19 protein-coding genes are annotated in these 23,610 nt (G+C 72.1%); 8 read left to right on the forward strand and 11 right to left on the reverse strand.

All coding sequences use genetic code 11. The features are described 5' to 3' along the window. Window positions 1–240: 240 nt before the first annotated feature. Both ACRAKF_RS30340 and ACRAKF_RS30345 read left to right on the forward strand, forming a co-directional pair. Window positions 241–855 carry a GNAT family N-acetyltransferase gene (locus ACRAKF_RS30340; RefSeq protein ID WP_447040750.1) on the forward strand — a complete coding sequence of 205 codons (615 nt, stop codon included), beginning with the start codon at window positions 241–243 and terminating at the stop codon, window positions 853–855. 11 nt (window positions 856–866) lie between these two features. Continuing rightward, window positions 867–1,601, forward strand: a complete 735-nt coding sequence (locus ACRAKF_RS30345) for a class I SAM-dependent methyltransferase (RefSeq protein WP_447042251.1) — start codon at window positions 867–869, stop codon at window positions 1,599–1,601. Window positions 1,602–1,619: 18 nt separating this feature from the next. Here the strand turns inward: ACRAKF_RS30345 and ACRAKF_RS30350 are convergent, their stop codons facing one another. The 3 genes from ACRAKF_RS30350 to ACRAKF_RS30360 all read right to left on the reverse strand — a co-directional run bounded on the left by ACRAKF_RS30350 (window position 1,620) and on the right by ACRAKF_RS30360 (window position 4,746). After that, window positions 1,620–2,165, reverse strand: coding sequence for a hypothetical protein (locus ACRAKF_RS30350; protein WP_447040751.1), 546 nt, complete (start codon window positions 2,163–2,165; stop codon window positions 1,620–1,622). Between the two features lie 43 nt (window positions 2,166–2,208). Further along, entirely contained in the window at window positions 2,209–2,931 is a 723-nt protein-coding gene (locus tag ACRAKF_RS30355; RefSeq protein WP_447040753.1) for a 5'-methylthioadenosine/S-adenosylhomocysteine nucleosidase family protein, read from the reverse strand. A 210-nt stretch (window positions 2,932–3,141) separates the two neighbouring features. After that, window positions 3,142–4,746 (reverse strand): hypothetical protein, encoded by a 1,605-nt coding sequence (locus ACRAKF_RS30360; RefSeq protein ID WP_447040755.1) that lies wholly within the window; start codon window positions 4,744–4,746, stop codon window positions 3,142–3,144. Window positions 4,747–5,122: 376 nt separating this feature from the next. On the opposite strand from ACRAKF_RS30360, the gene rsgA reads away from it, so the two are divergent. Next, a complete protein-coding gene (gene rsgA, locus ACRAKF_RS30365) occupies window positions 5,123–6,313 on the forward strand; it encodes a ribosome small subunit-dependent GTPase A (protein ID WP_447040757.1) in 1,191 nt (396 codons plus the stop codon). A 370-nt stretch (window positions 6,314–6,683) separates the two neighbouring features. Further along, window positions 6,684–8,114, forward strand: coding sequence for a bifunctional transcriptional activator/DNA repair enzyme AdaA (locus tag ACRAKF_RS30370; protein ID WP_447040758.1), 1,431 nt, complete (start codon window positions 6,684–6,686; stop codon window positions 8,112–8,114). A gap of 51 nt (window positions 8,115–8,165) precedes the next feature. On the opposite strand, the gene ACRAKF_RS30375 is transcribed toward ACRAKF_RS30370, so the two are convergent. From ACRAKF_RS30375 to ACRAKF_RS30385, 3 genes are all read right to left on the reverse strand, one after another. After that, window positions 8,166–8,537 (reverse strand): PPOX class F420-dependent oxidoreductase, encoded by a 372-nt coding sequence (locus tag ACRAKF_RS30375; RefSeq protein WP_447040759.1) that lies wholly within the window; start codon window positions 8,535–8,537, stop codon window positions 8,166–8,168. 131 nt (window positions 8,538–8,668) lie between these two features. Then, the gene (locus ACRAKF_RS30380) at window positions 8,669–9,151 is read right to left on the reverse strand and encodes a DUF456 domain-containing protein (RefSeq protein ID WP_447040760.1); all 483 of its coding nucleotides are present in this window, start codon (window positions 9,149–9,151) and stop codon (window positions 8,669–8,671) included. Window positions 9,152–9,192: 41 nt separating this feature from the next. Further along, window positions 9,193–10,203: a helix-turn-helix domain-containing protein gene (locus ACRAKF_RS30385; RefSeq protein ID WP_447040761.1), complete on the reverse strand. Its 1,011-nt coding sequence runs from the start codon at window positions 10,201–10,203 to the stop codon at window positions 9,193–9,195. Between the two features lie 355 nt (window positions 10,204–10,558). Here ACRAKF_RS30385 and ACRAKF_RS30390 point away from each other — a divergent pair, with 355 nt between their 5' ends. Next, on the forward strand, window positions 10,559–12,028 hold the full coding sequence (locus tag ACRAKF_RS30390) for a protein phosphatase 2C domain-containing protein (RefSeq protein WP_447040762.1): 1,470 nt from the start codon (window positions 10,559–10,561) through the stop codon (window positions 12,026–12,028). Between the two features lie 83 nt (window positions 12,029–12,111). After that, window positions 12,112–13,854, forward strand: coding sequence for a pyruvate dehydrogenase (locus ACRAKF_RS30395; RefSeq protein ID WP_447040764.1), 1,743 nt, complete (start codon window positions 12,112–12,114; stop codon window positions 13,852–13,854). Window positions 13,855–13,868: 14 nt separating this feature from the next. Here ACRAKF_RS30395 and ACRAKF_RS30400 read toward each other — a convergent pair whose 3' ends face one another. After that, entirely contained in the window at window positions 13,869–16,913 is a 3,045-nt protein-coding gene (locus ACRAKF_RS30400; RefSeq protein WP_447040766.1) for an alpha-mannosidase, read from the reverse strand. Window positions 16,914–17,090: 177 nt separating this feature from the next. Here ACRAKF_RS30400 and ACRAKF_RS30405 point away from each other — a divergent pair, with 177 nt between their 5' ends. Then, the gene (locus ACRAKF_RS30405) at window positions 17,091–17,588 is read left to right on the forward strand and encodes an ATP-binding protein (RefSeq protein ID WP_447040767.1); all 498 of its coding nucleotides are present in this window, start codon (window positions 17,091–17,093) and stop codon (window positions 17,586–17,588) included. Between the two features lie 79 nt (window positions 17,589–17,667). On the opposite strand, the gene ACRAKF_RS30410 is transcribed toward ACRAKF_RS30405, so the two are convergent. Next, the gene (locus tag ACRAKF_RS30410; RefSeq protein WP_447040768.1) at window positions 17,668–18,723 is read right to left on the reverse strand and encodes a DUF2637 domain-containing protein; all 1,056 of its coding nucleotides are present in this window, start codon (window positions 18,721–18,723) and stop codon (window positions 17,668–17,670) included. Between the two features lie 204 nt (window positions 18,724–18,927). Then, window positions 18,928–19,791 (reverse strand): (2Fe-2S)-binding protein, encoded by an 864-nt coding sequence (locus ACRAKF_RS30415; RefSeq protein ID WP_447040770.1) that lies wholly within the window; start codon window positions 19,789–19,791, stop codon window positions 18,928–18,930. A 184-nt stretch (window positions 19,792–19,975) separates the two neighbouring features. On the opposite strand from ACRAKF_RS30415, the gene ACRAKF_RS30420 reads away from it, so the two are divergent. Continuing rightward, window positions 19,976–20,749, forward strand: a complete 774-nt coding sequence (locus ACRAKF_RS30420; protein ID WP_447042253.1) for a GntR family transcriptional regulator — start codon at window positions 19,976–19,978, stop codon at window positions 20,747–20,749. Between the two features lie 33 nt (window positions 20,750–20,782). Here ACRAKF_RS30420 and ACRAKF_RS30425 read toward each other — a convergent pair whose 3' ends face one another. Both ACRAKF_RS30425 and ACRAKF_RS30430 read right to left on the reverse strand, forming a co-directional pair. Continuing rightward, window positions 20,783–21,559, reverse strand: a complete 777-nt coding sequence (locus tag ACRAKF_RS30425) for a hypothetical protein (protein WP_447040772.1) — start codon at window positions 21,557–21,559, stop codon at window positions 20,783–20,785. A 171-nt stretch (window positions 21,560–21,730) separates the two neighbouring features. Next, complete coding sequence (locus ACRAKF_RS30430; RefSeq protein ID WP_447040774.1) at window positions 21,731–23,434, reverse strand: PucR family transcriptional regulator; 1,704 nt, start codon at window positions 23,432–23,434, stop codon at window positions 21,731–21,733. Between the last annotated feature and the right edge of the window lie 176 nt (window positions 23,435–23,610).

Genomic DNA, 23,610 nt, shown 5'->3' on the forward strand with positions numbered 1-23,610 from the left:
ATTGGATGCCTAGGGCATCTATCTCGTCCACGGCAAGACCGGCCAGATCGTCCGGGGGCGGGTTCTGTCCGGAACCCATCCCTCCGCGAGGGGGCGGTGGGGAGGCCGCTCGGCGGCTCGGCGGCTCGGCGGTCTGGCGGCTCGTGCGAGGATCTTGCTCTTCGGCGGAGTGGCCGCCGCTCTGATCGGTGTGATCGGTGTGATCGGTGTGACCGGTGTGGCCATGGTGGAGGTGGGGGCATGTTCGCGATTTCCCTGGGTGGCGAGGACGGCGCGGAGCTGCGCCCCCTGGAGCCGTGGCAGGCCGAGGAGTTCTTGGCGCACATGGACCGCGGCCGGGACTACATAGGCCAGTACGTCGGTCTGCCGGACGTCACGTCCGACCTCGCGTCGGCGCGGAGATGGCTCCGGGTGTTCGCCGACAAGGCGGCCTCCGACACCGGCCGCCTCTACGGGATCTGGCTCGACGGTCGCCTCGTCGGCGGGGTCATGCTCCGGGTCTTCGACAGCGCGAACGGCGCGTGCGAGGCGGGCTGCTGGCTGGAACCGGACGCCTCGGGGCGCGGTCTGGTCACCAGGGCGGTGCGTGTTCTCATCGACTGGGTGTTCGATCAGCGCGGAATGCACCGGGTGGAGTGGCACGTGGCCTCGGAGAACCGCCCGAGCATCAAGGTGGCCGAGCGCCTGGGAATGAGCCGTGAGGGGGTCCTGCGGGGCAACTACCTCTACAAGGGCGTACGGCAGGACACGGAGATCTGGTCGGTCCTCGCGGAGGAGTGGCGCGCGGGACGTGGCGCGGGACATGGCGGGGAACGTGGCGCGGGACGTGGCGCGGGACGTGGCGGGGAGGGCTGACGGCAGTGGAGGTGGACCCGGAGTTCGGTGACCCGCGGCTGGCCGCGCTCTACGACCCGCTCGACCCCGACCGCGGCGATCTGCTCCCGTATCTCCGCATGGCGGAGGAGTTCGGGGCGCGCCGGGTCCTCGACATCGGCTGCGGTACGGGGGTGTTCGCGCTGCTGCTGGCCGAGCGGGGGATGGACGTCATCGGCGTGGACCCCGCGAGGGCGTCCGTCGACATCGCCCGCGCCAAGCCGGGCGCGGAGCGCGTGCGCTGGCTGCACGGGGACGCCACGGCCTTGCCGCCCCTGCGGGTGGACCTCGCGACGATGACGGCGAACGTGGCCCAGGCCATCGCGGACCCCGAACCGTGGCGGGCGACGCTGCGGGGCGCCCACGAGGCCCTGCGGCCGGGCGGCCGCCTGGTCTTCGAGACGCGGGACCCCGCCCGTCGCGCCTGGGAACGCTGGAACCGCGCCGCCTCGCACCGGGTCACCGAGATCCCGGGGGTGGGCCCGGTCGAGAGCTGGGTGGAACTGACGGCGGTCGAAGGGCCGCTGGTGTCGTTCCGCTGGACGTACGTGTTCCGGGCGAGGGACGGCGAGACGCTGACATCGGATTCGACGCTGCGGTTCCGCGAGCGCGGGGAGGTGGAGGCGGACCTGCTCGCCGAGGGATACGCGGTGGACGACGTACGGGACGCGCCGGACCGGCCGGGGTGGGAGCTGGTGTTCGTGGCGCGACGGGGTGAAGAGAGCTGAAATCGGCAGGGACGTGGGTCAACGATGGCCGAGGTCCGCGTATATGCCTATCTGTATGGCCAGCACCACGAGAGCTGCGACTTCGAGCAGTGAGACGCTGAGCAGAATCCATGTGAGGTGCCCGTTCACCCAGAAGGCGACCAGAGCGGCTGTTGAGCCTCCACAGAATGCCAAGAGGTCCGCGGCGAGCTGGAGCCTTTTCCGTGACGTGCGGCGGCGGTCTTGGCGGTGAGCCGCTTCCCAGCCGAACACGATGCCCTCTTGTTCCGTCACAGCGGAGAGCTGAGGGCCCAGGTTCTCTCGGACATAGTGGCCGATCGCCGAGATCTTCTGGTCGTTCACCAAGTAGGTCCAGCCCAGCAGAGTGGATATGGGCGGCAGGAGCAGCAATAGAGCGGTTCGACTGGGGGACGGAATCGTGGCGGCGATCACGGCGGCGGTCGCGGCCAGCATCGCGTAGATCAGGTTGTCGCGCAGGCTGATCCGGCCCTTCTGCTCCGCCTTGATCTGCTCGTACTCGACGAGGAGCACACGACCTGGTGTGATCTCATCCGGTTCCGCCATCGCGTCCCCTTCTCCTCGGTGACGGGTGCTCCGGGCGACACGATTACAGGAGATACGGCAGCAGGGACCTGAAGACGGCCGCCGCGTTCTGACTGGCGACAGGGTGATGGTCGTCGCCCTTCCGCGCGTCCGCCGCGTCCGAGATCCCACGTACCACGAGCCAGGCATGTGCCGCGCCGATCGCGCCGACGGCACCGTGCACAGCCGTCGCGAGACCAGCGCCTTCCGTCTCCACTGCCAGGATCTTCTCGTTGTACTGGCGCAGGTAGGTGCGTTCTTCGGCGTCGACGTCCGCAAGCACGGCTTCGCCGGAGCCCACCAGACCGCGCAGCGCTCGATGGCCGGGAGAGTCTGGTAGTGCCCATGGCTCACCGTGCGCCGTGAAGAATCCATTGAGGGCGTGTTGCATGCCGGCTGTGACCGTATGGCTCTGGCCTCTGCGGTGTACGCCTTGAGGTGTCACCTTGCGCGGCTCGTAGTGCACGACTTCTTGTGCGACGACGACGTCACCCAGGTGTACATCGGGATGTATGGAGCCACCGATTCCCACCAGGGCCACAATCCTCGGTGCGTACTCCCTGCGCAGTTGGTCCACCGCGCCGCCGGCGAAATGCTGTCCCGGGAGAAGCGACTGGGTGACCGTCACTCGGATGGTCCGAGTACCGGTGCCCCCCGTGAACTCGTGGAACAGTACGCCTTGCTGTGTGCGGACTTCAGCGTGGCTGCCCCATTTCGAGAGTTCATCGAGCACGGCCTGCGTTTCCACGGTGAGGACCGTGATCACTCCCACGTCCCATACATGTCGCTCCGCGGGGCCGGGCGCCTCTGAGGTCGGGGCGAGTACGGGATGGGCAGCGTCGGCACTGCGATGTGAAACGCTTGTGTTCTTCCCCATGGCGACCGAGCCGCTGACAGTGACATCCCCGGACCCGGTGTTGCTGATCCCGTAGTTATGCATACGAAATCCCCCCTTGAGTCACTTTGTGACACTGGTTTCCTGCCCCATCGCCGTATCGCTGACATTGACGCTCCCGGAACCCATGTTGATGATCCCGTTGTTGAGGATGGCGGTGGCGCGCTGCATGAACTCCGTGGTGTCGACCTCGTGGCTCTTGAGGAACTCGCCGACCGTGGCCAGAAGGCGCCGTTCGATCACCTTCGAATGCTTGGAGACATCGAACGTCTGGAAGTAGCTCTCGTCCGCGGCGATCGCGGCCATCTCGCGTGCGCTTCTCACCGCGCCTATGTCGAACCCGCGCTTGAGGCTCTCCGCGGTGGAGTCCATACCCGCCCGCGTTGCCTGCAACAGCAGGGCAGAGGCGGTGAGCAGGCGAACGGGCGCGAGGGCCGCCTGGGGGAGTCGCTGAAGGCTCCTGGCCGCCGCCCGGAGAACTGCCATGCGTCCAGTGCCGCCGACGACATCGACGATGTGGTACTCCAGCCTCGTCGGCGCGAGCCCGCAGATGGTGAACTCGATATAGAGAGTTCGCCCTTGGAGCGAGACGTGGACGAAGATGGTCGTCACGACATCACCACCCCATGACTCGACCTGACACGTCAGATAGTGACGGGCGGTCTCCGGGGGGTTATTGAGCATGCGTCGTATGAAGTCGTCCCCAGGCGGAGCCGCCAGTTCACTCGCATGGCTCTGGGCGTATCGGCCCTCGACGAAGAGGGAGTCGTCCACCTTGATCCCCGGAAGCCTTGTCTCGGGGTCTTCCTCCGTGCCCAGCGCGGAGATCGCACGTCGTAGTTCTTCGACGATCTCCCATGTGAGGAAAGGCTTCTCCGTGAACTCCTCGTCCCGGTCGGCGGCGAGATCCTTGGCTTTGACCAGCCGCTGGGCGAAAGACCAGGTACGTAGCATTCTGCCGCTGCCTATGAATGGCTCTGTGCCCGAGTACACCACCACCGGATGCCGCTGCTGCGCATCGATCGCGGACAGACGCTGACTTGTCCTCATGGGTGATTCGGAGTCGGCCTGCCGACGCAATCGGTTCAGAGCGAGCTGGCGAAGAACTCCGATAGCCGAAAGAGTGGCGCACAGGGCGAGAGCGACGACAGCGGCCATGAGCAGTCCTCGTGCCCCGCGCGTGTGCACCAGGATGATGAGGGTGAGAACCGTGAGCAGCAGGGAGGCGCACAGACCACGCACGAGAGACTTGCCCGTCAGCCCAGGATGGGGCTCCTCCTCCTCTTCCTCCTCTTCGTCATCGGCCTTGCGCAGACTGGAGAAGCGGCTGGAGAGGCGCGCGAACGACACGGCCAGGAGAGTGAGAACGGCCAGCGTGGCCGTGGCGAGAAGCGCTGCCAACGGGACGAGGGCGAAGGCCATTCCCACGGTGACCAGGAGCAGGGTGTCCTCGATCACGGACAGGCGCCAGGCACGCCAGGCGTGGGACAGGACAGGTATGAGGTCGAACCCGTACGAGGGGGCGGCCCGCCGTCTTCTCGCGTTGTAGACGTGCTGGATGACCGCGGTGCGGTAATGAGCATCCACGTAGACGCCCGCGCACAGACGTCGGGTCGCCGCTCTGTCCTGCTTCTCCAACGGTCCAACGGGTGTTCCGGGCATCGCCATGCGTCCCCCACCGTGTCCCGCCCCCGGGTGTGGCAGGCATAGTAGCCACCCGTTGCCTTCGAGCAGTAGACGATTGCCGGACTATCTCTCGCCGGACTATCTCTGCGGGTCGGCGGCGTGGGTCGTTCCGGGAAAAGGAGTGGCATCGCGGCAGGGACCAGGACTAACGTCTGCCGCGTTACCAGGAGGCCGACCGGCCACCGAGTCGGCTCGACGAGCAGGAACAGGAGGTGTTGACGATGGCTGTCATCGCGACGGGCATGGCCTGCATCCGTGAGTTCATCAAGTCCACCTCCTTGGCCGCCGGCTGACCGGAGCTTCTCCTTCTGCGTGCCGCAGGGCGCGTATCGCCGGGGCCTTCTGTGAAGGGTCCCCCTTGTCCTCCTCTTCGTCCTCACCCTCCTCACCCTCTTCACCCTCTTCTTCTTCCTCTTCGTCTTTCCCATCTCCCTCTGCGTTCTCTGCGTTCTCATCCGCCTCCGGCGGTTCCTTCGCGCATCCCCTCGCCCCGTACGGCTGGGACGCGGAGTGGGAGGCCGAGTTCGCGCCGTACGCCGCGCGGGGGCTGCTCGCCGGGCGGGTCGTCCGCGTCGACCGCGGCCAGTGCGATGTCGTCACCGCCGAGGGGCCTGTGCGTGCCGACACCGAGTTCGTCACGCCGCGTGATCCGCTGAAGGTCATCTGCACGGGTGACTGGGCCGCCGTCGACGCCGACGACCGCGACCCCCGCTACGTACGCGCGTATCTGCCGCGGCGTACGTCCTTCGTGCGCTCCACCTCGTCCAAGCGGTCCGAGGGGCAGATCCTCGCGGCCAACGTCGACCACTCGATCATCGCGGTCTCGCTCGCCGCCGAGCTCGACCTGGGCCGCATCGAGCGGTTCCTCGCGCTCGGCTGGGAGTCGGGCGGGCAGCCGGTGGTCGTCCTCACCAAGGCCGACCTCGTGCCGGACTCCGCCACGCTCGCGCACCTCGTCGAGGACGTGGAGACCGCGGCGCCCGGCGTGCGGGTACTGGCGGTCAGTGCCACGTCCGGGGAGGGCGTGGACGTCCTCGCCGCGGTCGTCTCCGGCGGGACCTCGGTCCTGCTCGGGCAGTCCGGTGCGGGCAAGTCGACGCTCGCCAACGCGCTGGCCGGGGCGGAGCTCATGGAGGTGCAGGCCATCCGTGACGTCGACGGGAAGGGACGGCACACGACCACCACCCGTAACCTCCTGGTGCTGCCCGGGGGTGGGGTTCTCATCGACACGCCAGGGCTGCGGGGCGTTGGCCTCTGGGACGCCGAAACCGGGGTCGGGCAGGTCTTCTCCGAGATCGAGGCACTGGGGGAGGGGTGCCGGTTCCACGACTGCGCGCATGCCTCGGAGCCGGGGTGCGCGGTGCTCGCCGCGCTGGCCGACGGTTCGCTGCCCGAGCGGCGGCTCGACAGCTACCGCAAGCTCATCCGCGAGAACCAGCGGATCGTGGCCAAGACCGACGCTCGGGCCCGTGCGGAGCTCCGGCGGGTGTGGAGGCTGCGGGGCGCGGAGGGCAAGGCGGCTGTACGGGCCAAGCGGGGGCGCTTTTAGCGGTCCTTCACCTGCGGTGGGCTTCAGGGCTGGGCGGGTGCCGTTCGTCTGCTTCTGTTCCCTGCGGGGGGTGTTGGGGGTTGCTCGCGAGTTCCCTGCGGGGGCGTCGGGGTTGCTCGCGCAGTTCCCCGCGCCCCTTGGGGGGCTGATCCGGGTCGTTCGTCCGCGGCCTGTTCTGGGTTGCTCGCGCAGTTCCCCGCGCCCCTGACGGGGCTCGGACGGCCGTTCCCGCGCCCCTGACGGGGCTCGGACGGCCGTTCCCGCGCCCCTGGCGGGGCTCGGACGGCCGTTTTTGGGTGCCTTGCCGGGGGCAAGTCCGTGTCCGAAAGCCGCCAGCGGTGTCCGGGGCAGTGGACGCACACTGGATGGTGTGATCGATGAAGAGACCAGGTACGAGGCCGTGCGGAGTCGGGACGGTCGGTTTGACGGGGCGTTCTTCTTCGCTGTGGAGACCACCGGGATCTACTGCCGGCCGAGCTGCCCCGCCGTCACGCCCAAGCGGCAGAACGTCCGGTATTACGCCACCGCGGCCGCCGCCCAGACCTCGGGGTTCCGGGCCTGCCGGCGCTGTCGGCCCGACGCCGTGCCCGGCTCCGCCGAGTGGGACGTGCGCGCCGATGTCGTCGGGCGCGCCATGCGCATGATCGGTGACGGCGTCGTCGACCGGGAAGGCGTGCCCGGGCTCGCCGTCCGGCTGGGGTACAGCGCCCGGCAGGTGCAGCGGCAGCTCACCGCCGAGCTGGGCGCGGGGCCCGTCGCGCTCGCCAGGGCGCAGCGGGCCCACACCGCCCGGGTGCTGCTCCAGACCACCGACCTGCCCGTCACGGAGATCGCCTTCGCCGCCGGGTTCGCCAGCGTGCGGCAGTTCAACGACACGATCAAAGCGGTGTACGCCCTCACCCCGACCGGCCTGCGCGCCGCCGCCCCGAAGCGGGGGGCCGGGCGGGCCACCCCGGCCGCCGGGATTCCGCTGCGCCTCGCCCACCGGGGGCCCTACCAGTCCGCCGCCGTCTTCGACCTGCTCGCCCACGAGGCGCTGCCCGGCGTCGAAGAGGTCGCGGGGGAGCCCGGCAGCCGTACGTACCGGCGTACTCTCCGGCTGCCCCACGGCACCGGCATCGTGGCCGTCCAGGAGGCCCACTCCGCCCCCGCACCCACCGCCGCCGTGCACCGCGGCGGCTGGCTCGACGCCCGGCTCCACCTCAGCGACCTGCGGGACCTGACCACGGCCGTGCAGCGCCTGCGCCGCCTCTTCGACCTGGACGCCGACCCCTACGCGGTGGACGAACGGCTCGGCGCCGACCCACGCCTTGCCCCGCTCGTCGCCGCCCGGCCGGGGCTGCGCTCGCCGGGCGCCGCCGACCCCGAGGAGTTCGCCGTGCGCGCGCTCGTCGGGCGGGCGGGAGCCGCGCGGCTCGTCCAGCGGTACGGCCAGGCCCTCGACACCGCGTGCGGGCGTCTCACCCACCTCTTCCCCGCGCCCGCCGCGCTCACCGCCGAAGCGGGGCCCTTGGGCTCACTCGCCGCGGCACTCGCCGACGGCACCCTGCGCCTCGACGCCGGGGCCGACCGCGACCAGGCCGAGGCCGTCCTCGCCGGCCTGCCCGGCATGGAACCCCGTACCGCCGCGTTCATCCGCATGCGGGCGCTCGGCGACCCCGACGTCGCCCCGCCCGGCGAACCCGAACCCGTACGCGACACCTGGCGCCCCTGGCGCTCCTACGCCCTGCGCCACCTCAGGATGAACGTCACGAACGTCTCAAACGTATCGAACATCTCGAACGTCTCGAATGTCTCGTGAGGGGGGCGAGTCCTAGGAGCGCCGCGGTTCTGGTGTAGACGGTGCGGGCGACTAGTCGCCTTCCAGGCCCCAGCTATGGATGCGCCGCGGCCGGATGCGGATCAGTTCCTCGCTGAAGCCCGGGCCCAAGTCGTGGGGGCCGGTGAGGAGTTCGGCCTCGCCTCTGATGTCGATGCCCCGGACCCTCCACGGCTTCAGGGTCACGATGTCGTCGACGACCAGGGACACCTTCGGGTTCGCCCGGAGGTTGCGCCACTTCTTCGTGGTGCCCAGGGCGTGCCCGCCGACCAGGATCGTGCCGTCGTCCTGCGGGAAGAAGCCGACGGGGTTCGCCTGGGGCTGGCCCTTCGGGTCGACCGTGGCCATCCGCCCCAGGCGCTGGGACTTGAGGTACGCACGCTCGGCCTCGCTGAATTCGGTCATGCGGCGAGCCTCGCACGCGCACCCCCGCGACCGCATCGCTCACGTACCGCCCGCCCCGCGCGGGGCGGCCCGCGACGCCGGGATGATCCAAGCGGCAGGCCCTAACCCCCGATGCCCTAACCCCCGATGCCCTAACCCCAGAACACCGCCCCCAGCCACGCCCCCAGGATCAGCAGGCAGGCGAACAGTTCCGTCAGCACGCTGGTGCCGCCGTTCCGCATGGCGGTCCGTGTCGCCGTCACCGCCTCGCCGTGGCCGCCGAGCCGCAGCCGTTCCCCGGTGTAGATGCCGCCGACGAAGCCGGGCAGGGCGCCGAGCACCGGGATCACGCAGAAGCCGAGCAGTGCCCCGGCCCCCGCGAAGAAGGCCATCCGGGGCGTCGCGCCGCTCGCCCGCAGCCGCCGCGGGGGCAGTTGCCAGCGCACGGCCTGCGCCGCGAGGAGGACGAGGGACGCCCCGACGAGGATCATCCAGGCGAGGCCGTTCGGGTCCTGCAAGGCCCACCACAAGACCGCGGCCCATACCAGCCACGGCCCCGGCACCCCGGGCACCAGCACTCCGCACAGGCCGAGCAGCATCACCACAGCGACCAGCAGGAGTTCCCAGACTCCCATCTGCCCAGAATGCGACAGATTCGGAGAAATCGCAGGTCAGATTAGCCCCGGGGCCGGGGCGGGTGGGGCCGGCGTGCCACCCACTGCCGTTCGTACGCGTGCCAGCCCAGTTGCAGCCGCGTCGTCACGCCCGTCAGCTCCATCAGCCGCTTCACCCGGCGCTGCACCGTGCGCAGCCCGAGGTCGAGCTGTTTGGCGACGCTCGCGTCGGTCAGGCCCGCGAGCAGCAGGGAGAGGATCTCCAGGTCCGTGCCGTCGGGGCCGTCGGGGGCCTCTTCGGAGAGTGTGCGGCCGTCCTCGCCGATGCGCAGCGGCAGCGCGTCCCGCCAGACCGCCTCGAACAGTCCTGAGAGGGATTCGAGGAGGCCGCTGGCGTGCACCACCAGCGCGGCGGGCCCGGCGGTGCGCGAGGTCAGCGGCACCATCGCCAGGCCGCCGTCGGCGATCACCAGCTTGGTGGGGACGCGGTCCACCGCCCGCACCTGCTCGCCGCGGCCGATCGCCGCCGAGAGCTCGACGAGACCGGTCGGCAGATCCAGGACCGAGCGCTCGACCACCACGCGGTAGCGCACGCCGCGGCCGGCGGCCTGCTCCTCGGCGCTGTTCTCCATGCCGGAGACGGCGATGGGGCTGCCGGTCACCAGCGCGCACACCTCGTCGCTCGCCCCGAGCTGGAGCTGGAGGAAGCGCTGCGAGACGGCCGCCGCCCCGGTGACCACCTCGACCAGGTCGTGGACGGTGGGCTCGACGGCCCGCGCGCGGTACTCCTCGGCGAGCAGGGTCGCCGCCAGCTCCGCCTTCTCCAGCTCGTGCCGCTGCTGGGTGAGGAGCGCGCCGAGCGCGACGCCGGGCGGTGCCGCCACCCAGCGGCCCGCCCTGCCCGAGGCCTGCGCGGCCAGGCCGTGCCGCTCCAGGCGGCGCAGCGCCCGCTCCGTCTCCGGTTCGGCGAGGGTGAGCCTGCGTGCCAGATCGGGCACGTCGGCGGCGCCCACCGCCACAAGGGCCCGGTACGCCGACTCGTGCGTCTCGTCCAGACCTATCGCTGCCAGCATGCGGCGACGTCCCTCCCCGGGTTCCGATCCGACTGCTCCGACTCCGACCGCTCCGACCCGGCGGTCGCGTGGCGGGAAACGGCCACGGCGTAAACCCGCCCCGCACATCATCCCCGTACCGTTCGCGGATTGAACGCGCTGCTACGGGGCACGCGGCCCGGCGAGCGGGTCCGGCTCTCAGAGCCACACCGACACCGCCGGGCGGGCCTCCCGTGGGGGGTGGGTCCGCCCGGCGGCCTCCGGTCGGGGTCCCGGCCGCTCCCCGTCGTCGCCGGAAGGGCCGGGAGGGCGCGGAAGGGCCGGAATTTCCGGAAGCACCGTTTTCGTGCGGCCCTCGCGGTGGAAACTTGGGGGCATGAGCCAGCAGGGGGAGAGGCATACCGGCCGCGACGACGACTGGTGGGGGAAGCTGTACGACGATGCCACGCGGGACACGGGCCCGGCGCCCGCGGCGGACACCCTCGACGACCGGTTCGCCTCGGCGGCGGACGCGGTGCAGGAGGACATCCCCGCCCCGCGTTCCGGCGACTCCCCGGGCGGCGGCCTCCCGGAACCCCCCGCGCAGGCGCCGCCCGAAGCGGTGCCGCCGCCGCGGAACCCCGACCGCCCCGCCTCGGGAGCACCGCTCACCACTCCCGTCACCCCCGCGCCCTGGGAGCCGCCCGCCGGGCCCAGCGGTCCCGTGACGTTCGGGTCGGGGGCCGGGCCCGTGCCCAGTGCCGAGGCGCCCCCCGAGGAGCCCCCGCCGCCGGGCGAGCGGAGCGGCCACCGCGAGCCGGAGCCCGGCCCGGTGGAACCCGGCCGCCCCGCGGAACCCCGCCCCGCGCGATCCGGCCGCCCCGCGGAACCCCGCCGCCCCGCGGAGCTCGACCACGTCGGCGACGGGCCGCCGACCTACGAGGCCGAGCCCACCGCGCTGCCCGCGGCCGACCCCGACGACCTCGGCGATCTCATCGCCGACACCGTCCTCGACGGGGCCAGGTACGGCACCTGGACCCTGCGCGCCGCCTCCCTGCGCGGCGACTCCGCGAGGTACCGGGGCGAGCCCCGCCGCGACTCCCTGCTCACCGCGCGCTTCGGCAGCGGGGACGAGGCCCTGCTGCTCGTGGCCATGGCCACCGGCGCCCGCGCGACCCCGGGGGCGCACCGGGCCGCCGCCGAGGCCTGCGAGGGGATCGGCAGGGCCGTGGGCCGCAGCCACCGGCAACTCGCCGAGGACATCAGGGGCGCCCGGCGCGGCGACCTGAAGTCGGGCCTGCACCGCCTCACCGACCGCAGCCTCGGCAAGCTCCGCGCCCGCGCCGTCGACCTCGGTCTCGACCCCGGCGAGTACGCGGCGTCCCTGCGCTGCCTCCTGCTGCCCGCCGACCCCCGGTGCCGTACCCGCGTGTTCTTCGGCGTCGGCGCGGGCGGGATCTTCCGGCTGCGGGACGGCGCGTGGCAGGACATCGAGCCCCGCTCCGCCGCCGCCACCGGCGACGCCGTGGTCGGCTTCGGCTCACCGCCCCCGCGGACGCCCGAGGACGACCGCCTCACCATGGACCTGAACATCACCACGCCTCCGAGCCCCTACGAACGGGCCCACGAGCCGCCCCGCGAACCGTTCCGGTTCCGCGCCTCCGTCGCCCGGCCGGGTGACACGCTCCTGCTGTGCAGCGGCGGCCTCGCCGAACCCCTGCGCGGCGAGCCGGAGCTTCCCGAACACCTCACCCGCCGATGGCACAAGAGCGGCCCGCCGGGGCTCGCGGGGTTCCTGGCCGACGTCCAGGTGCGGGCCAAGGGGTACGCGGACGACCGGACGGCCGCCGGCGTCTGGGAGGCATGACCGCCGCACCTGTGAATTCATGGACCCAGCGGGGGAACGAGGACCGGGTCCACGGATCACCAGGCTGGAGAGGTGCGTACGGCATGGCCAAGCAGAACATCGCCGAAATGTTCGTCGACATTCTCGTCCGCGCGGGCGTGCAACGCCTGTACGGAGTCGTCGGCGACAGCCTCAACCCGGTCGTGGACGCCATCCGCCGCACCCCGGAGATCGACTGGATCCAGGTCAGGCACGAGGAGACCGCCGCCTTCGCGGCCGGCGCCGAGGCCCAGATCACCGGAACGCTGGCCGCCTGCGCGGGCTCCTGCGGCCCCGGCAACCTCCACCTCATCAACGGCCTGTACGACGCCCACCGCTCCATGGCGCCCGTCCTCGCCCTGGCCTCGCACATCCCCTCCAGCGAGATCGGGCTCGGCTTCTTCCAGGAGACCCACCCCGACCGGCTCTTCCAGGAGTGCAGCCACTACAGCGAACTGATCTCCAGCCCGCAGCAGATGCCCCGGCTGCTCCAGACCGCCATCCAGAACGCCGTCGGCCGCTCCGGCGTCAGCGTCGTCTCGCTGCCGGGCGACATCGCGGGCGAGCCGGCCCCGGCCAAGGCCGCCGAGACCGCCCTGGTGACATCCCGGCCCTCGGTGCGCCCCGGCGACGCGGAGATCGAGAAGCTCACCAAGATGATCGACGCGGCCGACAAGGTCACCCTGTTCTGCGGCAGCGGCACGGCGGGCGCCCACGCCGAGGTCATGGAGTTCGCCGAGAAGATCAAGTCCCCGGTGGGCCATGCCCTGCGCGGCAAGGAGTTCATCCAGTACGACAACCCCTACGACGTGGGGATGAGCGGACTGCTGGGCTACGGCGCCGCCTACGAGGCCACCCACGAGTGCGACCTGCTGATCCTGCTCGGCACGGACTTCCCGTACAACGCGTTCCTGCCCGACGACGTCAGAATCGTCCAGGTCGACGTGCGCCCCGAACACCTCGGGCGCCGCTCGAAGCTGGACCTCGCGGTCTGGGGCGACGTCCGCGAGACCCTGCGCTGTCTGACGCCGCGCGTCTCGCCCAAGACGAACCGCAAGTTCCTCGACAAGATGCTCAAGAAGCACGCGGACGCGCTCGAAGGCGTGGTCAAGGCCTACACCCGCAAGGTCGACAAGCACATCCCCATCCACCCCGAGTACGTGGCATCCGTCCTCGACGACGTCGCCGCCGACGACGCGATCTTCACCGTGGACACCGGGATGTGCAACGTCTGGGCGGCCCGCTACCTCAGCCCCAACGGCAGGCGCCGCATCATCGGCTCCTTCAGCCACGGCTCGATGGCGAACGCCCTGCCGCAGGCGATCGGCGCCCAGTTCGTCGACCGCAGGCGCCAGGTCGTCTCGATGTCCGGCGACGGCGGCTTCTCGATGCTGATGGGTGACTTCCTCACCCTCGTCCAGCACGACCTGCCGGTGAAGGTCGTGCTGTTCAACAACTCCTCGCTCGGCATGGTCGAGCTGGAGATGCTGGTCGCGGGCCTGCCCTCGTACGGCACGGACAACCACAACCCGGACTTCGCCGCCATCGCCCGCGCCGCCGGTGCCTACGGCATCCGCGTGGAGAAGCCCAAGCAGCTCGCGAGCGCCCTGAAGGACGCCTTCTCGCACAAGGGCCCCGCCCTGGTCGACGTCGTCACCGACCCGAACGCCCTCTCCATCCCGCCCAAGATCAGCTCGGACATGGTGACCGGCTTCGCGCTCTCCGCGGGCAAGATCGTCCTGGACGGCGGCGTGGGCCGGATGGTCCAGATGGCCCGCTCCAACCTGCGGCACGTGCCGAGGCCCTGAAAATACACACGCTCTCAGGCCGGCCGCAGCCGCAGGGTGACGATCTGGAACGGCCGCAGGGTGAGCGTCAGTCCGGCCTCGCCCGTCTCGGCGTCGTGCAGCGGCCGTTCGAGCAGGTCGGTGACCTCCGCCCGCGCCACGGGGAACGACGTGGCGAGCGTGGCCGCTGCCCGGCCGCCGCGCGACTCGTAGAGACGGACGATCACGTCCCCGCCGCGGTCGTCGGCGAGCTTGACGGACTCGACGGTGACCCCCGGGTGGTCGACGCTCACCAGCGGCGCGAGCACGGGCGCGGAGGCCACGCGCAGCGGCAGGTTCAGCGCCAGGCCCTGGGCCACCGCGTCGCCCGTCGTCGCCCCGGGCAGCAGCGCGTACGTGAAGCGGTGCGTGCCCTGGTCGGTCTCGGGGTCCGGGCTGTGCGGGGCCCGCAGCAGCGTGAGCCGCACGGTCGTGCCGAGCGCCCCGCCGTGCTCGGCGCGGGTGACGTCGTGGCCGTACGTCGCGTCGTTGAGCAGCGCCACGCCGTAGCCCTCCTCGGCGACGCGCAGCCAGCGGTGCGCGCAGATCTCGTACCGCGCGGCGTCCCACCCGGTGTTGGCGTGGGTCGGCCGGTGCACATGGCCGAACTGGATCTCGGCGGCCGAGCGCTCGGCGTGCACATCGAGCGGGAACGCGGCCTTGAGCACCTTCTCCGACTCGCGCCAGTCGACGTCCGTGACGACGTCGAGCCGCCTGCTGCCCGCGTCGAGCCGGATCTCCTGGGTGATCCGGGACTTCCCGAAGGCGCGCACCACCCGCACCGCGACCCGCAGCGGCCCGTCCTCGACCAGCTCGACGGAGTCGGCCCCGGTGAGGTCGGTGTGCCGCCGCCGGTAGTGCTTGTCGAGGTCCCAGGCGTCGTAGTGCGTGGGGTGGTCGGGGTGGAGCTGGAGGAGGTTGCCGGGGGCGGCGAGCACCTCGCGCCCGGCGTCCAGGTCCATGACCGAGGTGAGCAGCCCGGCGGCGTCGACGCTCACGCTCAGGTGCTCGTTGGTGAGGAGGATGGTCTCCCCGGTGGTGTGCGCGACCGCGCCGGACCCGGCGCCGCCGGCGGTGTCCAGGCTCCGCGTGCCGAGCGCCGGCACATCGACGCGCGCCAGGGTGCCCTCTGCGGTGTCCACGACCTCGTCACGGGCGTACGGCGAGGCGTTCAGGACCGCGGGGCCGCCCGCGCCGAGCGACCGCACGGCCGCCGCGGTGACCTCGTCCAGCTCGGCGAGGACCCGCTCGTAGGTCTCCCGCGCCTCCCGGTGCACCCAGGCGATCGAGGACCCCGGCAGGATGTCGTGGAACTGGTGCAGCAGCACGGTCTTCCACAGGCGGTCCAGGGTGTCGTACGGGTACACGTACGCGGGGTTGCGCACCGCCGCGGCCGTGCACCACAACTCCGCCTCGCGCAGGGCGTGTTCGGTGCGGCGGTTGCCGCGCTTGGTCGCCGCCTGCGTCGTGTACGTGGCGCGGTGCAGCTCCAGGTACAGCTCGCCCGACCAGACGGGGGCCAAGGCGCCGTACTCCTCCTCGGCCGCCGCGAAGAACGCCGACGGCTTCTCGATCTCGACGCGCGGCGAGCCCTCCAGGGAGCGGAGCCGCCGTGCCCGCTCCATCATCTCCCGGGTGGGTCCGCCCCCGCCGTCGCCCCAGCCGAACGGCACCAGGGAGCGGCTCGCGCGGCCCTTGTCGGCGAAGTTCCGCTCGGCGTGCGCGAGTTCGGCGCCGTGGAACTGGGAGTTGTAGGTGTCCACGGGCGGGAAGTGGGTGAAGACGCGGGTCCCGTCGATGCCCTCCCACCAGAAGGTGTGGTGCGGCATCTTGTTCGACTGGTTCCAGCTCAGCTTCTGCGTGAGGAACCAGCGGATGCCCGCGAGCTTCGCGAGCTGCGGGAAGGCGGCGGTGTACCCGAAGGAGTCCGGCAGCCAGATCTCCTCCGTCTCCACCCCCAGTTCCTCGCGGAAGAACCGCATGCCGTGCGTGATCTGCCGGGCGAGCGCCTCGCCGCCCGGCATGTTGGCGTCCGACTCGACCCACATCGAGCCCACCGGCGCCCACGTGCCGTCCGCGACCGCCTTCTTGATCCGCTCCCAGATGTGCGGCTGGTGCTCCTTCACCCAGGCGTACTGCTGCGCCTGCGAACAGGCGAAGACCAGCTCCGGATACTCCTCGGCCAGGGCGGTCACATTGGCAAACGTCCGCGAAGCCTTGCGTACCGTTTCCCGCAGCGGCCACAGCCACGCCGAGTCGATGTGCGCGTGCCCGGTCGCCGACACGCGGTGCGCGCTGGCGTGCGCGGGCCTCGAAAGGACCTCGGCGAGCTCGGCGCGCGCGGCGGCGGCCGTGCCGGACACGTCGTGCAGATCGAGGGCGTCGAGCATGTCCTCCAGGGCGCGCAGGATCTCATGGCGGCGCGGCCGGTCGGCCTCCAGTTCGGCCATCAGTTCGGTCAGGACCTCGATGTCCAGGACAAGTCGCCACACGTCCTCGTCCAGTACGGCCAGATCGGCAGACGCGAATCGGTAGATCGGAGTACTGCCTGCGGTCAGGACGTCGCCAAGGGGCGTCGGCACGAAGTCGTGCAGTACGGCAGGGTTGGCCGCCGCCTCCAGGAGTAGGTGCACCGGCTCACCGCCCTCGGCCGGTGAGGCCACGGGAATATGCCGGTTGCGCGGGTGAACTCCCTTGATCGGGACGCCCGCCGCGTCGTACACGAGCCCTTCCGCCTGGAATCCCGGTCCTTCACCGCTGAACCCGGGGTCGACGACCACTTCGACCCGGCGTCCGCGCCACTGGCCCGGTACCACTCCCTTGAGCCGGAACCAACTCGTTGACCAGGGCTTTCCCCACTCCATGCCGGTCTCGAAGGGCTCGTACGACGCTTCGAGCGCGGCCGAGACGGGCACCGGCTCGCCCGGCGCGTGCCAGACGGAGAGGGTCAGCGGCGCCTTTTCGGCGTACTGGGCGGGGCGGATGAACTGGCGCAGCGCCCGCTCCAGGCGGCCTTCCACCAGCAGTCTGTCGTCGTGCACGCGGGCTCCTCGGAACGCTCGGAGGCGGGGGTCCACGGCTTCACTTCCCCGTGGGCCCAGGGAACACCCCTGCCGATGGTTGACGATTCGACAGGAGTGCGGGTGCGGGCCCGGGGCATGCATTCCGAGAAGAAGTTCGAGCTAGGAGGCCAAAACATCGCTCTGTGGGCGGGGAACATGACGAGGCAGACACGTGGACGTGCCCCCGGGGGGCTGGGGGACTCGTCGCCGAGCGCAGCGGAAAGGAACGCCGGTGAGCTGCCGGTGGGCCCGGGCACGGCCCAGCTCAGGCGCAAGCTGGCGAAAGCGGATCTGCGCGCGGTGTCCGAGGTCAGGAGAGCCCTGAGGGAATTCCTGAGACCCTGGGAAAGGCCGGGGACGGCAGACGTGGCCGAACTGCTCACCAGCGAACTGGTCACCAACGCACTGGTGCACACCGATCACGACGCGGTCGTCACCGCGACCGTGAGCCCGCGCGGCCTGCGCGTCGAGGTGCGGGACTTCACGGGAAGCCGCCCCCGACCACGAACACCGGCCACCGACGACGGTACGCACGGCCGGGGCCTGGTCCTCGTCCAGTCCCTCGCCGACGCGTGGGGGGTGCGTGCCCACGGCGTGGGCAAGGCGGTGTGGTTCGAACTGGGCAGCGGCAGCGGCAGCGGCAGCGTGGCCTGAGCGGCGGTGGCACGGGCCTGGCGGTGGCACCGCCTGGCCGGGGCACCGCCGCTCTGTGCTTGCCGGGCGGGGGCGGGGGTCAGCCGAACTGCTGCTCCAGGTCCTTGAGCTTTCGCTCCAGGGAGTCGAGCCGGGGCAGTGCCTGGGTGTCGTCCTCCGCCGTGAGGTCGACGGTGACGGCGGCATCGGAGTCACCCTTGACGGCCTGGAGGGAGGGCCGGGCGCGTAGCGGCGGCTGGTCCTGCGCCGCTATGGCAGGGTCCGCGCCGACCTGCGCGGACCCGGCACCCGACGGGACGGCCTGCACGTCGACCTGGCGGCCGCCCCTGGCGTAGCCGCGCTGACCGCGGCTGATCGCCTTGAGCTGGGCGCGCTCCAGCTTCTCCTTGTCGCGCCGGTGCAGCCGGGTGCGTTCCTTCTCCTTGCGGTCCTCCCGCACCTCCTCGACGGCCTCGTCCAGGGAACGCACGCCTTCCAGGAGCATCAGCGACCAGGCGCCGAAGGTCTCCCGGGGCGCGCGCAGCCACCGCACGATGCGGATCTGCGGCAGCGGACGCGGCACGAGGCCCTGCTCCCGCAGTGCGGCCCTGCGGGTCTGCTTCAGCGCACGGTCGAAGAGCACCGCCGCCGAGAGCGACATCCCCGCGAAGAACTGCGGGGCACCCGCGTGGCCGAGGCCCCTCGGCGCGTGCACCCAGTTGAACCAGGCCGCGGCCCCGGCGAACGTCCACACGAGCAGCCGCGAGCCGAGCGCCGCGTCGCCGTGGCTGGCCTCGCGCACGGCCAGGACGGAGCAGAACATCGCCGCGCCGTCCAGGCCGAAGGGGACGAGGTACTCCCAGCCGCCGGAGAGGCTCAGGTTCTGCCGGCCGAAGCCGACGAGCCCGTGGAAGGAGAGCGCGGCGGCGACCGCGGCACAGCAGAACAGCAGGACGTAGGAGGCGCTGCCGTAGATCGCCTCCTTGCGCCTGCGGCGCTCCTCGCTGCGTTCCCACGAGTCGTCGGCCGAGGCGCCCTTGCCCGTTTTCGCGGGGCCGCGCTTCCCGCGCGCGAGCACGGCCACCGCCACCAGTACGCCCAGGAGCAGGACGCAGCCGGGGAGCAGCCAGTCCAGCGATATGTCGGTCAGTCTCATCTGGGGTCCCTTGCGTCGCGGTAGGGCGTTTCGGCGCCATATTGACCCGATCGCGAGGGCCCACAAGGGATTTCGGGGCAAGAAGACGCCAAGGGGGTGCCAGGGAGAACGGAGAACGCGCTTTTACTCGAACACGCCTCGGAGGAGCGGGCGTTGGGTTCGATTAGGTGGACGCGAAAGGGTGGTTCGAAGCGCGGCGCGGGTTCAGTTCGGCGTAGCGGCGGCGCTCAGCCGGGCGACGCGCTCCGCGTCACAGGTGCGCGGACAGGTGACGCAGGTGTCCTCGGGGCGCAGGGTGTAGAACATGCAGCAGCTCGCCCGGTCCCGGGTCGGCAGCGCCTCGCCGTCGGGGCCCGTCAGCTCCCGGAAACCGGCCGTGCCCACGTACGGCTTGGTGGCGCCCGGAAGCAGCCGCTCCAGCTCCGTCATGGCGCGCCGTTCCTCGCCGAGGAGATGCGCGACGTACCAGAGGCCCTCGACGATCTCGTCGGTGGCGACGCTCCACAGGGCGCGCGAGCGGCGCCGCATCCGGGGGCCGAAGCCGTCGAGGAGCGGACCGAGGTGCTCGGCGACCGCCTCCCTGACCTCCGCGCGCAGCGCCTCCTCGTCCGGTACGACACGGGCGCCGGGCAGCGCGGCGGCCGGGTCGTCCGGCAGACAGGCGAAGCTCTCGGCGCGTACGGCCATGCGGCCCAGGGTGCGCTGGAAGGAGACGTTCCGTACGGGGTAGCGCGGGACGCGGCGGTGCAGGAACCAGGGGACGGTGATCAGCAGGGTGGCCGGCCAGGCGTACCGGTGCAGGCCGAAGCTCGCGATCACGTCCGGCCGTGCCCGGACGCCGTAGTCCTTCAGCACCTGCGCGCTGTCCCAGGCCAGAAACGCGTCGAGGTCGGCCCCGCCCTCCGCGAGCCGGGCGGCGGTGACCCAGCCGCCGCCCTGTGGGGCCTGTTCCTCGTGGCCGAATTCGGTGACGCGCAGGCCGGAGTACACCTCGGAGAGGCGGGCGTAGGAGTCCGCCACGGCGCTGGGGGCGCTCAGGGCGGGCGCTGCCAAGGTCTGAACGGACATGCGGGGACCACCGAATCGCGATCGATTGCAGGTAAGCCTTACCTTACCCGACATGATCGAGGTTTCAACCGCGGACGTGTCCGCCTAGGGTGCCTCTCGTACCTTTTCGGTGGCTGGACGCGAATGGACGCGGGTGAACGTGGTGGAGCAGGCCGGAGCGCGTGGGGTGGACCGCGTCGCGGGGATGCCGCGCCTCCGGGTGCCGGAGCAGCCGGGGCCGGGGGACCGCAGGCCGACCGTGACCGCGCGCGGGGAGCACACGCACGGCGCGGCCGAGCAGCCGCCCGGGGCGGAGCGGCCGCGCGGGGTGGACCAGCCGCGCAGGGTGGTGCGGCGCACCTCCGTACGGGGGCAGATCCTCGACGCGCTGCGGGCCGCGCTCGTGAGCGGCGAACTCAGGCCGGGCGAGGTCTACTCCGCGCCGGTGCTCGGCGAGCGCTTCGGCGTCTCCGCGACCCCCGTCCGCGAGGCCATGCAGCAGCTCGCCACGGAAGGGGCCGTCGAGGTCGTCCCGAACCGCGGCTTCCGGGTCACCGAGCACAGCGCCCGGGAGCTGGAGGAGCTGGCGGAGGTGCGGGCCCTGATCGAGGTGCCGGTGATGCTGCGGCTCGCCCGCACCGTCCCCGCGGCGCGCTGGCGGGGGCTGTTCCCGCTCGCCGAGGCGACCGTGACGGCGGCGGCGGGCGGTGACCTCGCGCGCTACGCGGAGGCGGACCGCGCCTTCCACGGCGCGGTGCTCGCCCTCGGCGGCAACCAGCGGCTCGTCCAGGTCGCCGGCGATCTGCACCGGCGCTCCCAGTGGCCCCTGCTCGGCGGCCCCGCGGCGGGCCGCAGGGCCGGTCTCGTGGCGGACGCGGCGGAGCACATGGCCCTCCTCGAAGCGCTCGTGGCCCAGGACTTGGACGCCGTACCGCCCCTGGTCGAAAAGCACTTCGCGGAAGCGGACGGCAGGCCCTAGGGTTCCGCCGGGCCGCCGCTCCCGCCCCCCTCCTCAGAGCGCCGGTGCCGGTGGGGTCAGGTGCTGGGAGAGCCAGGCGGGCACGCCCCCCAGCAGGCGGAAGAGGCGGGTGGCCTCCGCGCGCAGCCGGGTGGCCTCCGGCTCGGGCTCCGCGTCGGCGAGGGCCGCGAGGGCCGGGGCGGTGCCGACCAGGTAGCCCAGTTCCTCCCGGATGCGCAGCGACTCCGTGAAGCCGTGCCGCGCCTCCGCCAGCTCTCCGTCGCGCAGGGCGAGTCCGGCCAGGTGCCGCCAGGTGAACGAGAGCAGCAGGGCGTCGGCGTGCGCCGTGGCGCCGGCGTGAGCCCTGCGGTACGCGGCCTTCGCGGCCTGCGGGGAGCCCGCGATGTGCTCGGCGATGAGCCCCCGGCGGAAGTCGAGCAGGGGGCGCCGCGCGGCGTTCGGGGCGAGCAGCGCGGCGGCCCTGCCGAGCGCGGTCCGCGCCTCGTCGGCCCGGTCGCGTACCCCCAACACCGTGGACGCGTACGCCAGTTGGCCGCGCTCGCAGGCCGCGGCGCCCCGGTCGTCGTCGTCCTCGGCCAGGGCCTCCGCGGTGCGCAGGCCGTCCTCGGCCTCGCCCCAGCCGTCCCCGGTGAACAGGCAGCGCTCGACGAGGAGCGCCGTCCGCTGCACCGCGGGGCCGGGTCCGGGCCGCGGGGCCAGGAGGGCTGCCGCGTCGGTCCAGCAGCCGCGCGAGCGCAGCCGCCATACCGCGGTCTGGAGTGGATCGTCCCCTGCAGTCGTTCCGGTACCAGACATGGCGGTATGCGCCACGTTGCCCTCCCCGAGCACACCATTGAGCTGTTGAGTCGTGGGCGCATCTCAGCACGGATGGCGGCACCGGGCCAAGAGGCCGGGTGAAAGAATTCACAAAGGGTGGGCGGGGAAACGGTCCTGGGCCGGCCGGCGGACGCGGCCGCCCAGTCCCGCTTCCGGGGTCTTTCCTCAGCTCATGCGCAGGGCGAGGAAGAAATCGAGCTTGTCCTCCAGGCGCGAGAGGTCGCGGCCCGTCAACTGCTCGATACGGCCCACCCGGTAGCGCAAGGTGTTGACGTGCAGGTGCAGCCGCGCCGCGCACCGCGTCCACGAGCCGTCGCAGTCGAGGAACGCCTCCAGGGTGGGGACCAGCTCGGCCCGGTGGCGCTTGTCGTACTCGCGCAGCGGGTCGAGGAGGCGGGCGGTGAACGCCCGGCGCACGTCGTCCGGCACGAAGGGGAGCAGCAGCACGTGGGAGGCCAGCTCCTGGTGCCCGGCCGCGCAGACCCGGCCGGGGCGGGCGGCGGCGACCCGGCGGGCGTGCCGCGCCTCCTCCAGGGCGCCGCGCAGACCCTCCGCCGAGTGGACGGAGGCGCTGACGCCGAGGGTGAGGCGGCCGTCGTCGTCCAGGCCCGCCGAGAGCGGGCCGCGTACCGACTCCAGGAGCGCGTCGGCGAGCAGGCCCGTCTCCGAGCCGTCGTGCTCGGTGGAGACCGCGGGGAGCGGCACCAGCGCGATGGCCTCGTCGCCGGTGTGCGCGACCGCGATGCGGTCGGAGGGCTCGGATCCGGCGGCGAGAGGGGCGACGAGGATCTCCTCCAGGAGCGACTGGGCCACCGGGCCGCTCTCGATCGCCGCGTCCTCCCACTCGACGCGGGCCACCACGACCTGCCAGTGCGGGGCCGCGCCGAGGCCGGGCAGGAGCACGGGCGCCGCCACCCGCAGGCGGGCGGCGATCTCCGCGGGGGCCGCGCCCGTCTGCACCAGTTCCAGGACGTCCTGGGCCAGGCGGCGGCGGACGGTGCGGGCCGCGTCGCGCCGGTCGCGCTCGACGGCGATGAGCTGGGTCACGCCCTGCAACAGGTCGAGGCGCTCCTCGGGCCAGTCGCCCGCGTCGGCCTCCACGGCGAGCAGCCAGTCCGACAGGAGGGTCTCGCGCACGTCACGCGTGGCCCCCGCCGCGCCGCGCGCCTGGCCCCCCGCGGCGGGCAGGGCCGCTCTGGGCCGAATGGGGAACAGCGAGTACGTCACGCCCTCCACCGCCACGCGGTGCGGGCCGCGGCGGCCGGTGCGGGTGGCGGCCAGGTGCTCCCCGGCGAGGCGGGCGCGGACGGGCCGTGGCAGGGCCGTGCCGCCGGCGCTCGATCCCGCGACGGTGCGTCCCGCGGGGGAGAGGACCCAGGCCCGCAGGTCCAGGTCGGTGCCGAGCAGGTCGAGGACGACGTCGGGGCCGCCGCCCGTGGGGCCGGAGGTCATCAGGCGCCGGTGGCGGTCGACCACGGCCGCCAGGTCGCCCGCGCGCTCGCCGGAGACCTGGCGTACGACGTGCTCGGTGATGGTCGCGAAGGCCACCGACTCGTTGACCGCGAAGAGCGGCAGACGGTGCCGGGCGCAGGCCTGCACGATGTCGTCGGGGACGGCGCCCAGCTCGGCCTCGCCGGCCGCCAGGGCCGTGACCCCGGCGTTGGCGAGGATGCGCACGAAGGGTTCGGCGTCCCCGGCGTCGCGGCGCCAGGCGAGGCCGGTGAGGACCAGCTCACCGCCCGCGAGGTAGCGGCTGGGGTCCCGCAGGTCCGTGGTCATCACGCCGCGCACGGTGCGGTCCAGTTCGTCCTCACCGCCGAGCAGCCGCAGGCCCAGCGCGTCGGTGTCAAGGAGTGCGCGCAGCCGCATGTGTCGTCGCCGCCGATCTGTCTCGAATGGGGTGTACAAGAAAAGGCGCTCCGTAGCGCCGGGGCTCTGTGTCGTCGGGTGCTTCCGGTTTCCCGGGGGATTCCGCGAGGTTGCTGGGGCCCGTTCTTCATACGAATCTACAAGACGCGCGGGTTGGCCAGCCAACTCCTTCATGG

It is taken from the genome of Streptomyces sp. DSM 118878 (assembly GCF_052936595.1).